The following is an 11,979-nucleotide window of genomic DNA, read 5'->3' as shown; positions in this document are numbered from 1 at the left end:
GCCCCTCCCCCGCTCTCAGCCCCGACAGCTCCCGGCCCCCACCGCGGCCTCCGCCGCCGACGGCCGCCCGCCGCTCCCGGCCACCGCACCCGGGCCCTCCTGCGCCCTCGCTTCCTCCGCCGCCTGCGCCGCGTACCGCTTCGCCAGCACCGCGCAGACCATCAGCTGCATCTGGTGAAAGACCATCAGCGGCAGCACCGCGAGACCGGCCTGCGCGCCGAACAGCACGCTGGCCATCGGCAGCCCCGCCGCCAGGCTCTTCTTCGACCCGGCGAAGGTGATCGCGATCCGGTCCTCGCGGTCGAAGCCGAGCTTCTTCGATCCGTACGACGTCGCGGTCAGCATCGCCGCGAGCAGCACGGCCAGCGCACCCACCAGACACAGCAGCCGCAGCGGCGACACCTGGCTCCAGATGCCGCCGACCATGCCGGCGCTGAAGGCGCTGTAGACGACGAGCAGGATCGAGCCGCGGTCGACGTAACCGAGCAGCTTCTTGTGCCGGGTGATGAAGCCGCCGATCCAGCGGCGCAGCACCTGCCCGGCCACGAACGGCAGCAGCAGCTGGCAGACGATCGAGACCAGCGAGTCGGCCGAGAAGCCGGCGCCCTCACCGTCCAGCACCAGCGCGGCGAGCAGCGGGGTGACGACGATGCCGATGAGGCTGGAGAACGACCCGGCGCAGATCGCCGCCGCGACATTGCCCCGTGCGATGGAGGTGAAGGCGATGGAGGACTGGATGGTGGACGGCACCAGGCACAGGAACAGCAGCCCGGTGTAGAGGTTGGCCGGCAGGACGTACGGCACCAGCCCGCGGGCCGCCAGACCGAGCACGGGGAAGAGCACGAACGTGCAGGCCAGGGTGGTCAGATGGAGCCGCCAGTGGCGCAGCCCGGTCATTGCCTCGCGGGTGGAGAGCCGGGCTCCGTAGAGGAAGAAGAGCAGCGAGACGGCGCCGGTGGAGGCGCCGTCCGCGACGGTGGCGGCCGGGCCGGACGCGGGCAGCAGGGCGGCGAGCCCGACCGTCCCGAGCAGCGCCAGGATGTAGCCGTCCACGGGCAGCCAGGAGGGCAGGGAGAGCGAAGGGCGGCGCATGGATCTCACTTCGGGTTGTTCAGCGGTCACGGACGGGCATGGACGGTGCCCTCGCCAGCTTGCCGGTCGCCCCGGCGATCGGGAACCCCGTTTACCGTGGTCACTGTCATCGTGAATAGTGATGTCTCCCCGGCCTGCGACTTTGCCCGGCACGCCGCCCTTCACGCCATCGAGGTGGCCGATGTTCGACCCCGTACAACTACGCACTTTTCTGACCGTCGCGCAGACACTGAGCTTCACCCAGGCCGCACAGCGCATGGGACTGCGGCAGTCGACCGTGAGCCAGCACGTACGCAAGCTGGAGGAGGCGGCGGGACGGCGGCTGTTCGCCCGGGATACGCACGGCGTCGAGCTGACCGAGGACGGTGAGGCCATGCTCGGCTTCGCCCGCAGCATCCTGGAGGCGAACGAGCGGGCCGCCGGCTTCTTCACGGGGACGCGGCTGCGCGGCCGGCTGCGGTTCGGCGCGTCCGAGGACTTCGTGCTGACCCGGATGCCGGAGGTCCTGGAGGGGTTCCGCCGCGAGCACCCCGAGGTCGACCTGGAGCTGACCGTCGAGCTGTCGGGCACCCTGCACAAGCTGCTGGCGGCCGGCCGGCTCGACCTGGTGCTGGCCAAAAGGAACCCGGAGGAGGACCGCGGGCGGCTGGTGTGGCGGGACCGGCTGGTGTGGGTGGGCACCGACCGGCTGCGGCTCGATCCGCACCGTCCGGTACCGCTGGTCGTCTTCCCGCCGCCCGCCGTCACCCGCGCCCGCGCCCTGGACGCCCTGGAGCGGCAGGGCCGCGCCTGGCGCATCGCCTGCACCAGCGGCAGCCTCAACGGTCTGATCGCCGCGACCCGCGCGGGTCTCGGCGTGATGGCCCACACCCTCGGCATGATCCCGCCCGGCCTGGTCCGCCTGCCGTCCAGGACCGGCCTGCCCGAACTGGGCGGCGTGGACTTCGTCCTGCTGTACGGCCGGCGCACCGGCGCGGAGCGCGGCCCCGCCGAGGCGCTGGCCGACGCGATCCTGGCCGGCGGCGACCGACTGCACCTCCCCTAGGCGAGCGGGCCGACGGACACAGCCCCGCAAAAGCCCCGAACCACCCTGCCCCCACCCTCGATTTCCAGCCGTCCCGAACTCTTGTGCCCTGCGTGCTCCGGACCGTCGCGACGCCGGCTTCCCTGGGGTCGCACCGCGCCCGCCGCGCCGTGCCACAGAGGCCGGAACCCGTGCCGGAGAGCCGAAAACGGTGCAGAGATTTGGTGCAGATAAAGGCCCGGCGTCGTGATCGTTCCGCACCGAATCGACCGGATCATGTCCTGTCTTCTCCGGAGTGACCCGGTTTCGCCGGATGACCAAGGACTGTGCAACCGGGCTCGGGGCATGGTACAGACCTCCCGCGTGACGTTCCGGTGGGGTACGGTCGCGGCCCTGTGAGGAGTACCACGAGGAGCTGGGTCATTGCGCGAGTTCACCGTCCCGCCTTTGGCGACCGCGCCCCGGGTCGGCGGGCTGGCGGATGCCGTCTTCGACCACGCCGACACCGATCCCGGACGGATCGCCCTCGCGCGCAAGGACGACGAAGGGCACTGGAAGGACGTCACCGCAGGGCAGTTCAGGGACGAGGTCCTCGCCCTCGCCAAGGGACTGCTCGCCCAGGGCGTCCGCTTCGGCGACCGGGTCGGCATCATGTCCCGTACGCGCTACGAGTGGACCGTGTTCGACTTCGCCCTGTGGTCCATCGGCGCCCAGACCGTCCCGCTCTACCCCACCTCGTCCGCCGAGCAGGTCTTCTGGATGCTGCACAACGCGGACGTCTCGGCGTGCCTGGTCGAGCACGAGGACCACGCGATGACCGTCGGCTCGGTCATCGACCGGCTGCCCCAGCTGCGCAAGCTGTGGCAGCTCGACGCGGACCCGGTCGCCGAACTGACCGCGGCCGGGGCGCACATCGACGACGACGTCGTGCACCGCCACCGGATGGCGGTCACCCCTGACGCCACTGCAACGCTCATCTACACCTCGGGCACCACCGGCCGCCCCAAAGGCTGCGTCCTCTCGCACGCCAACTTCATGGCCGAGGCCGACAACATCGTCGAGCGCTACGAGTCGGTGTTCCACTCCAAGCCGGGCGACGAGGCATCCACGCTGCTCTTCCTGCCGCTGGCGCACGTCTTCGGGCGGATGGTCCAGGTCGCGGCCATCCGCGGCCGGGTCAAGCTGGGGCACCAGCCCGAGCTGAGCGCCCGCGCGCTGCTGCCCGACCTCCAGTCCTTCCGGCCCAGCTTCATCCTCGCGGTGCCGTACGTCTTCGAGAAGGTCTTCGCCGCGGCCCGGCGCAAGGCGGAGACCGAGGGCAAGCTCGGCCCGTTCGACAAGGCCGTCGACGTCTCGGTCCGCTACGCCGAGGCCCTGGAACACAAGGCGTTCGGGACCGGCGGCGGCCCCGGCGCCTCGCTGCGGATGCAGCACCAGCTCTTCGACAAGCTCGTCTACAGCAAGGTCAGGGAGGCGATGGGCGGCCGGGTCAGGCACGCGATGTCCGGCGGCTCGGCGATGGAGCGCAGGCTCGGCCTGTTCTTCGCCGGCGCCGGGGTGCGGATCTTCGAGGGCTACGGCCTGACGGAGAGCACCGCCGCCGCCACCGCCAACCCGCCCGAGCGCACCCGCTTCGGCACGGTCGGCACACCGATCCCCGGTACGACCGTGCACATCGCCGATGACGGCGAGATCTGGCTGTACGGCGGCCAGGTCTTCCACGGCTACCTCAACGACACCAAGGCCACCGACGCCGTACTGCACGACGGCTGGTTCGCCACCGGCGACCTGGGCGAGCTGGACGAGGACGGCTATCTGACGATCACCGGCCGCAAGAAGGAGGTGCTGGTCACCTCGGGAGGCAAGACGGTGTCACCGGTGGTCCTGGAGGAGCGGGTACGGGCGCACCCGCTGGTGGCGCAGTGCATCGTCGTCGGCAACGACCGGCCGTTCATCGCGGCACTGGTGACCCTCGACCCGGAGGCCGTCACCCACTGGCTGACGATGCGGGACAAGCCGGAGATGCCGCCGACCGACCTGGTACGCGACCCCGATCTGGAGACCGAGATCCGGCGCGCGGTGGTCGCGGCCAACACCCTTGTCTCGCAGGCCGAGTCGATCCGTACCTTCCGGATACTCGCCAACCAGTTCAGCGAGGAGCACGGGCTGCTGACGCCGTCCCTGAAGCTGAAGCGCAAGGCGATCGAGGCGGCCTACCTCGTCGAGGTGGACGCGCTGTACCGGAGCTGATCTGCCGGGGAGGTGAACCCGGCGGATCCGGCGATTCCCCGCATGTCGTCGGCCTGCGCGGGAATGCGGGAGCGCGGATGATCGTTGTTGTTCCCGAACACGAAAGCCGACGTAAGGATCGCACCCCCGTGAGCCAGGTCCCCACCATCACGCTCAACAACGGCGTCTCGATGCCGCAGCTCGGATTCGGCGTCTGGCAGGTGCCGGACGACGAGGCGACCGTCACCATCGGCCACGCCCTTGAGGCGGGCTACCGCAGCATCGACACCGCCGCCGTCTACGGCAACGAAGAGGGTACGGGGAAGGCCATCGCCACTTCCGGCATCGCCCGTGACGACCTGTTCGTCACGACGAAGCTCTGGAACGCCGAGCAGGGCTACGACTCCACCCTGCGCGCCTTCGACGCCTCTCTCGCCAAGCTCGGCCTCGACCACGTCGACCTGTACCTCATCCACTGGCCGCTCCCGGCCAAGGACACATACGTCGACACCTACCGCGCCTTCGAGAAGATCTACTCGGACGGCCGCGCCAAGGCCATCGGCGTCTCCAACTTCCAGCCCGCCCACCTGGAGCGGCTGCTGGGCGAGACGTCCATCGTCCCCGCGGTCAACCAGATCGAGCTGCACCCGCAGTTCGCGCAGGCTCAGGCCCGCGCCCTGCACGCCCGCCACCACATCGCGACCGAAGCCTGGTCGCCGCTGGGCCAGGGCAAGGGCCTCCTGGAGAACCCGGCGCTCGCCCCGATCGCGGAGAAGCACGGCAAGACTCCCGCCCAGGTGGTGCTGCGCTGGCACATCCAGCTCGGCAACGTCGTCATCCCGAAGTCGGTGACTCCTTCGCGCATCGCCGCGAACATCGACGTCTTCGACTTCGAGCTGGACGACGCCGACCTAGCGGCCATCGCCGCCCTGGACAACGGCACCCGTCTGGGCCCGGACCCGGACACCTTCGACGTGGCCTGAGCCGGCCGTCCCGCCGCACGGCGCCGCCGCCCCGCCCTCATGGAGCGGCGGCGCCGTCGTTTCTGCCCTCGTTGCGGTCAACTCCGCTCCGCATCCTTGCCGTTGGGATCGCCGCCGTCTTCCAAGAACGTTTCTGCTGCCCGTCGTTCCCGCTATTCCCCGCCCGGCTTGCGGTGGCTTCCGGTGCCGGACTCCTTGGCCGTGGTCGGCTCACCGGGGCCCTGCGGCTCGATCTGGCGCACCAGTTGATGGAACGACAGCAGCACGGTGATCGGCGGCAGTCCGGCGACGCTCACCGCGGGCAGGGTGAGCCGCGCGTGGGCGATGCACAGGACGACCGCTACGGCGGAGAGCAGGATGACCACGCACCAGGAGTGCCGGACCCGGCGGCGGTTCGCGGAGGCGCGCAGGATGGAGAGCGAGGCCACCGTCCACGGCCCGTAGATGAGCAGCGGCCAGAGCGCGGCGAGGCCGCCCGGCACGCCTTCCGAGGCGAGGGCCCGCAGCGGGGTGTAGCAGACCATGGCGCCGAGCACGCTGATCAGCACGGCGGTGAGCGCCGCCGCCGTGGAGCTGAGCATCCGTGCCCATGCCCGGATCCGCGTCCGGTCGGCCCGGTGGATGCCGGGCCGGTGCCGCCGCGAGCGCGGATGCGGGACGACCGGCCCGGCCTCCGGAACCGGCGGATACGGCGCCGCGAACGGCTCCTGCTGCACGGCCAGACCCTCGCCGTCCCACCCGGGGACACTCTCCCAGGGCACTCTGCCGAATCCGTAGGGCTCCGCCTGCGGCGCGAAGAGCGGCATACCGACCTGCGGTCCGGCATCCCGGACAGAGTGCGGAAAGGCATCGCCGTTCCGCAGGTGGCCGTCGGTCTGCTGTGCCGGGATGAAGGTCTGGGTCTCGTGCACGACATGTCTTTCGGATAGGACCCTGGCCGGTACGCGCGCCGCGCAGCAGGCGGACGAGGAGCGGAGGCGCCGCGGGGGCATGCCGGGCGACGGACGGCCGGGGCTGGACAGGGCAAAGGGCGTGAGCTGCGGACGTTCACGGGTGGCGCGGTGCGCCGGTCCCTTCGTGAACGGCGGTGTGCCGGACGGGTATCCGTCGGGCACACCGGCTCCAGGTGAACGATTCAGCAGCCCCGCGCAGGCGCCGTCGCGGCCGGCGCGGAGGCGGCGGGACATTCCGCGGGGGCCTCCGGGCCGGCGCACTCTCGGTTCACCCGATCGTGCGGGGTGATCGGGGCATGCTGCTGTCACGTCCGGTTAACGACCCCTCCGCGGGGAGGTACACCCGGCATTCGGGTGATCTGCGGGCCGCGTGGTTGCCGTGGAAGACGGCCAGATGGCCCAGCGCGTCCCGCTCCGCGTCCGCCCGTCAGCGGCGGCACCGCCGCCTGCCGCGCCGGGCGCCGGCCGGGCATCCCCAGCGCGCCCCGGAACTCAGCAGGCCCAGTCCGATGCCCAGCATCCAGGTGTCCTTGGCCAGCGGGATGCCGTCCCGGGTGGGCCGCAGGCTGCCGGACTCCCGCATCCCGGGGAGGCGCAGGTAGAGGCCCACCAGTCCGCCGGCGAACCCGGTGAGTGCCAGTCCGGCGAGGCGGCTGGGCACGAAGGGGGCCAGCAGGGCGCCGCCGACGGCGAGTTCCGCGCACGCCAGGAGCTTGGTGAACTTCTGGGCCTCGATCTTCTCCAGGAACGGGTACGCCGTGCAGGCCATGCCGTGCACGCCCTGGGCCGTCGCCTCGTCTGCGTGCAGTTTGCCGAGGCCGGAGTTGAGGATGAACGCGCCTGTGGCGAGGCGCGGGGCCACGTCGCGCGGATCGGGCACCAGCATCATCGGAGCCTCCATCGATCGGGTCGTCGGCCCCCTCACCGAGCTTAGCCAGCGGTCTCCGGGGCTGCCACGCCACCGGAAGCCGGGCGGCCCGGCCTCCCGATCGGCGGCACGGACACCGCGAAGCCCCCCTCCGGCCGAGGGCGGGGCTTCGCGGGCGGCTCCCGTCAGTGCGCGCGGGCGGTGTGCACGGTCTGGGCGGTGAGCAGGAAGGCGTCGGGGCGGTGGGCGAACCCTGCCGGGTCGTCCGGGTCGGTGAGGCGGTCGATGACGGCCAGGTCGTCGGGGTCGATCAGCTCGCCGTACATCTCGGCGGTGCGAGCCAGGCCGGCGAGTACGTAGGCGCGACCGTCGGCGGACAGCGGGGCCGGCAGGTCCAGCAGGAAGCTGCGGGAGCGGGGGGTGTGCAGGCCGGCTTCGGTGAGCAGTGCAGGCCAGTCCTCGACGGCGGCGACGGCACCGGGCAGCTCGGCCCGCATCTGCGTGAACCACTCCTCGCTCGCCGCTTCGAGCCTGGCCTGGAGGCCGGGGCGGCCGATGCCGATGTCGCGCGGCAGCGACCGCGCGGCCAGGCCGCCTTCCGATACGGCCAGCAGCCCGCCGGGCCGCAGGTGGCGCGCGAGCGCAGAAACCGCGCGCCGCTGGTCGCCCACGTGGTGCAGGGCCTTGCTCGTCCAGATCAGATCGGCGTCGCCGACCGGGCCGGAGGCGGGGCGGGTGCCGGACCCGGAGCCGTCACCGGAGACCGGCGGCGCGTCCAGGCCGTCCGGGAGTTCGGCGATGTGGGTGCGGACGCGGTCGCCGAGCCCGAGGCGGCCGGCGCGGGTGCGGGCGCGTTCCAGCAGGGGCTCGCTGGGGTCCACCGCGACGACCTCGGCCTCGGGGAAGGCGTGGGCCAGGAGGCAGGTGGTGACACCCGGGCCGCTGCCGACGTCGAGGATGCGGCGTACCGGGCCCCGGCCGTCCGCTGCGGGCGGGGTGAGCAGTTCGCGCAGCCAGGCGGCGGCCTGTTCGAAGACCGGGGTGTGCAGTTCGGCGCCGCTCTCCAGCAGCGGGCCGAGTACCTCCCAGTCCATCTCCGTCGAGGCGTCGTGCGAGTGGGTGTGGGTGTGGGTGTGCGGAGTGGCGGGCCGCCGGGAGCCGTCGTGGTGGTGGTCGTGGGTCATGGCGCCGAGCCTGCGCCATCGGAGCTTCGGGGAGCAATTTGCCTTGCCGGTTCGGCAAGCACCCGGGCGCCGCCCGTGCCGCCGGGCGCCGTAAGGTCGGGCTCGTGGGTACTCCGGAATGGATGCCGCCGACGGATACCGAGCGGCGGCTGTGCGAAGCAACGGCGCGTGGGGACCGGGACGGGCAGCTCGCCGCCGTCGCGGGCGAGGACTTGTATCTGGCGGTGCCGCAGCAGGGCCAGGACCCGCTGCCGGTCTACGACGACCCCGTGGCGGGCGGGAAGTGCATCCCCGTCCTGACCCGCGGGATGCTGCCGCCCTGGCAGCCGCAGCAGTTCTTCGACCGGGTCACGGTGGAGGAACTGGCGCAGGACTGGCCGAACGACAAGTGGTGTCTCGCGGTCAACCCGGGCACACCGTGCGCCGCCTATCTGGCCGCGACGGGCGCGCACCGCGCCGCCTGGCTGCACGCCCGCGGGCGGTTCGGCGTCCGGCCGGGCGGCCTGCTCAGCACGCACACCGCCGGGCCGCTGCACGGGCCGCTCGCCCACGGCCTGGCCTGCGGCGCGCCGATCGCCGTGCACCACAGCGTCCCGTGGAACGAACTGGGCACCGTCTTCCTCGACCATGCGTCGGACGCGCAGACGCTGCGGGAGCAGTGGTCGGTGACCGATCCGGCGGCCTGGCAGCAGCGGCTTGACCAACTGCTCGGCGGGCAGTTCGTCCCGGCCGGCACGGAGAAGGCGCTGCGCGCCCGCGCCGATGGCGAAGAAGACGCCCCGGAAGGCGACGCGGAAACCGCGGACACCGGGGTGCCCGAGCTGGCGGCCCGTTACGAAGAGCGGTTCCGCACGGACGGGTTGCTGCCCGCGGGCGGCCAGGTCGTGTCCCTCGTCGCGCTGGACCTCGCCCACGCCGTGAACCTCGTCCGCCGGGGCCTGGGCGCCAGGCTGTGCGCACCGCCGCAGGCCGAGCAGGCCGTGACGCGGATCGGCGCGCAGGCCAGGGAGGCTTACGGCTCCTGGGAGGAGTTCGGCGCGGGGTACGCGCTCGGCCGGATGCTCGCGTTCGACAACGGCTGGTTCGGCACCCCGTACACCGAGGCGCTGCACGTCCACCGGGTCCTCACCCAGGATCCCGCTTCGCCGTGGCGGGGGCTCCCCTTCGTGTGACCGGAGCGGGAGCCGCCGTACCGGCCCGCGAGTGCGGCCGGAGTGCGGTAAGGATGCGTCATGGATGTGGCGATTTGTCTGTTCAGTTCAGATCTGCGGGTGCACGATCAGCCCGTCCTGGACGCCGCCCTGCGTTCCGCCGCCCGGGTGGTGCCGCTGTTCGTCGTCGACTCCGGTGTCGCGGACGCGGGGTTCACGGTGCCCAACCGCGCCGTTTTCCTCGCCGCCGCGCTGGCCGATCTGGCGGCCCGGCTCCGCGACCGCGGCGGGCAGCTGGTCATCCGTACGGGGGAAGTGGTCGCCGAGACCTGCCGGGTGGCCGAGGAAACCGGGGCCGGGGAGGTGCACGTCGCGGCCGGGGTCTCGGCGTACGCGTTGCGCAGGGAGCGGCGGCTGGGCGCTGAGCTGGCCGCGGCGCGGCGTGCGCTCGTGGTGCACGACGGGGTGATCACGGCGGTGCCGCCGGGCGCGGTGCTGCCGGCGGGGCAGCGGGGCACGGACCGGGGCAGCGGCCATTTCGCCGTCTTCACCCCGTACTTCCGGCGCTGGCGGGCCGAGGGGCTGCGCACGGTACGGCCCGCGCCGCGCACCGTTCCGGTACCGGACGGGGTGCGCTCCGATCCGCTGCCGACGGCCGGCGGCCTGTGCCCCGGCGGGATGCCGTCACCGGCACTGCCCGAGGGCGGCGAGACGGCCGGCCGCCGCCGTTTCGGGGCCTGGCAGCGGTCCGGCCTGGCCGCCTACGAGGACCGGCACGACGATCTCCCCGGCGATGCCACCTCGCGCCTGTCGCCGTATCTGCACTTCGGCTGCCTCTCGCCGGTGGAACTGGTCCGCAAGGCGGCCGACCGGGACGATCCCGGCGCGCGGGCCTTCGTACGGCAGCTGGCCTGGCGGGACTTCCACCACCAGGTACTGGCCGCGCGCCCGGACGCGGCGACCGCCGACTACCGCACCAGGGGCGACCGTTGGCGGCAGGACACCGCGGAGGTGGCGGCGTGGCAGGAGGGCCGCACCGGCTACCCGGTCGTGGACGCGGCGATGCGGCAGCTGCTGCACGAGGGCTGGATGCACAACCGCGCACGGATGCTGGTCGCCGGGTTCCTGACGAAGACGCTGTACGTGGACTGGCGGGTGGGCGCACGGCACTTCCTGGACCTGCTGGTGGACGGCGACCTCGCCAACAACCAGCTGAACTGGCAGTGGATGGCGGGCACCGGCACCGACACGCGGCCCAACCGGGTTCTCAACCCACTCGTCCAGGGCAGGCGGTTCGATCCGCGCGGGGAGTATGTCCGGCGCTGGGTACCGGAGTTGGCGGGCCTCGCGGGTGCGGCCGCGCACCGGCCGTGGACGTCGGCCGCGGGGGAGCGGGCGGCGCGGGACTACCCGGAGCCGCTGGTGGACCTGGCGGACGGGCTGGCCCGTTTCCGGCGGGCGCGCGGCCTGGGCTGACGGCGGGCGGGGCGTACTCGGTGCCGGATGCTCCTGCGGGCGGTGCTGCCGCCGCTGGATCCGGGGGCGGCCCGTAACGTTCAGCCCGTTGTCCCGCCCCCGCATCCGCTCCCCGACCGAAAGCCGAAAGCCGCCGTGTCCTCTTCCCTTCGCCGCGGCGTGCCCGCGCTCCTCCTGATACTGGCCTGCCTCGCGGGGTGCACCCCCGCCACCGGTTCCGGAGGGCCGCACTCCGGAGCGTCCGCCGCGACCGGGGACGCGACCGGGGACGTACGGCGGCCGCGGGCCCACGCCGCGTTCGACTACCAACTGGGCGGCCCCTACCGGCCCGCACCCGATGTGCGGGTGGTCTCCCGCGACCGCACCGCGAAGCCCGTGCCGGGTCTCTACAACGTCTGCTACGTCAACGCGTTCCAGACCCAGCCCGGCAAGGAGACGGTGCGCTGGTGGCAGCGGCACCACCCGGAACTGCTCCTGCGGAAGGGCGGGCCCGACGGCGACCTGGTCATCGACGAGGACTGGGACGAGCCCCTGCTGGACATCTCGACCGGATCGCGGCGTGCCGCGCTGGCCGAGGTGGTGGGCCGCTGGATCGACGGATGCGCCACCGCGGGCTTCGACGCGGTGGAGCCCGACAATCTCGACTCCTACCAGCGCTCGCACGGCCTGCTCGACGCCGACGACGCGGCGGCCTTCGCCCGCCTGCTCGCCGCACGCGCCCACCGGCAGGGCCTGGCCATCGCCCAGAAGAACACCACGGACCTGGTCGGCGAACACGCCCGTATCGGCTTCGACTTCGCCGTGACCGAAGAATGCGGCCGCTATCAGGAGTGCGAGCAGTTCGCGACGGCCTACGACAACCGGGTCTTCGACATCGAGTACCGGGCGCAGGACCTCACCGCGGCCTGCAAGTCCTGGGGCTCGTCCCTCTCCCTCGTCCTGCGCGACCGCGACGTCCGCCCGAAGGACGAGAGCGGGTACGTCCACCGGCACTGCTGACCTGTGGCGCCGGGAAGCAG

At 72.6% G+C, this 11,979-nt stretch carries 10 protein-coding genes; 6 read left to right on the top strand and 4 right to left on the bottom strand.

Annotated elements, in window-relative coordinates; all coding sequences use genetic code 11:
- Positions 1–15: 15 nt before the first annotated feature.
- Positions 16–1,092, bottom strand: a complete 1,077-nt coding sequence (locus LIU39_RS00635; protein ID WP_227043358.1) for a bile acid:sodium symporter family protein — start codon at positions 1,090–1,092, stop codon at positions 16–18.
- 181 nt (positions 1,093–1,273) lie between these two features.
- Between LIU39_RS00635 and LIU39_RS00630 the strand changes: the two genes are divergently transcribed.
- The 3 genes from LIU39_RS00630 to LIU39_RS00620 all read left to right on the top strand — a co-directional run bounded on the left by LIU39_RS00630 (position 1,274) and on the right by LIU39_RS00620 (position 5,328).
- On the top strand, positions 1,274–2,137 hold the full coding sequence (locus LIU39_RS00630) for a LysR family transcriptional regulator (protein ID WP_227043356.1): 864 nt from the start codon (positions 1,274–1,276) through the stop codon (positions 2,135–2,137).
- Positions 2,138–2,539: 402 nt separating this feature from the next.
- A complete protein-coding gene (locus LIU39_RS00625) occupies positions 2,540–4,366 on the top strand; it encodes an AMP-dependent synthetase/ligase (protein WP_227043354.1) in 1,827 nt (608 codons plus the stop codon).
- Between the two features lie 128 nt (positions 4,367–4,494).
- On the top strand, positions 4,495–5,328 hold the full coding sequence (locus LIU39_RS00620) for an aldo/keto reductase (protein ID WP_308409327.1): 834 nt from the start codon (positions 4,495–4,497) through the stop codon (positions 5,326–5,328).
- A gap of 152 nt (positions 5,329–5,480) precedes the next feature.
- On the opposite strand, the gene LIU39_RS00615 is transcribed toward LIU39_RS00620, so the two are convergent.
- From LIU39_RS00615 to LIU39_RS00605, 3 genes are all read right to left on the bottom strand, one after another.
- Positions 5,481–6,239: a DUF2637 domain-containing protein gene (locus tag LIU39_RS00615; protein ID WP_227043352.1), complete on the bottom strand. Its 759-nt coding sequence runs from the start codon at positions 6,237–6,239 to the stop codon at positions 5,481–5,483.
- Between the two features lie 469 nt (positions 6,240–6,708).
- Positions 6,709–7,170 carry a hypothetical protein gene (locus LIU39_RS00610; RefSeq protein ID WP_227043350.1) on the bottom strand — a complete coding sequence of 154 codons (462 nt, stop codon included), beginning with the start codon at positions 7,168–7,170 and terminating at the stop codon, positions 6,709–6,711.
- Between the two features lie 164 nt (positions 7,171–7,334).
- Complete coding sequence (locus LIU39_RS00605) at positions 7,335–8,333, bottom strand: class I SAM-dependent methyltransferase (protein WP_227043347.1); 999 nt, start codon at positions 8,331–8,333, stop codon at positions 7,335–7,337.
- A gap of 104 nt (positions 8,334–8,437) precedes the next feature.
- On the opposite strand from LIU39_RS00605, the gene LIU39_RS00600 reads away from it, so the two are divergent.
- The 3 genes from LIU39_RS00600 (at position 8,438) to LIU39_RS00590 (ending at position 11,959) form a co-directional block, all read left to right on the top strand.
- Positions 8,438–9,505, top strand: a complete 1,068-nt coding sequence (locus LIU39_RS00600) for a DUF1266 domain-containing protein (RefSeq protein ID WP_227043345.1) — start codon at positions 8,438–8,440, stop codon at positions 9,503–9,505.
- A gap of 60 nt (positions 9,506–9,565) precedes the next feature.
- Positions 9,566–10,960 (top strand): cryptochrome/photolyase family protein, encoded by a 1,395-nt coding sequence (locus tag LIU39_RS00595; protein ID WP_227043343.1) that lies wholly within the window; start codon positions 9,566–9,568, stop codon positions 10,958–10,960.
- Positions 10,961–11,119: 159 nt separating this feature from the next.
- On the top strand, positions 11,120–11,959 hold the full coding sequence (locus LIU39_RS00590; RefSeq protein WP_227043341.1) for an endo alpha-1,4 polygalactosaminidase: 840 nt from the start codon (positions 11,120–11,122) through the stop codon (positions 11,957–11,959).
- Positions 11,960–11,979: the final 20 nt, after the last annotated feature.

Source organism: Streptomyces pinistramenti, from assembly GCF_020564935.1.
GTDB lineage: Bacteria > Actinomycetota > Actinomycetes > Streptomycetales > Streptomycetaceae > Streptomyces > Streptomyces pinistramenti.
The sequence above is the reverse complement of the archived record's forward strand: the minus strand, read 5'-3'. Positions and strand labels throughout refer to the sequence as shown.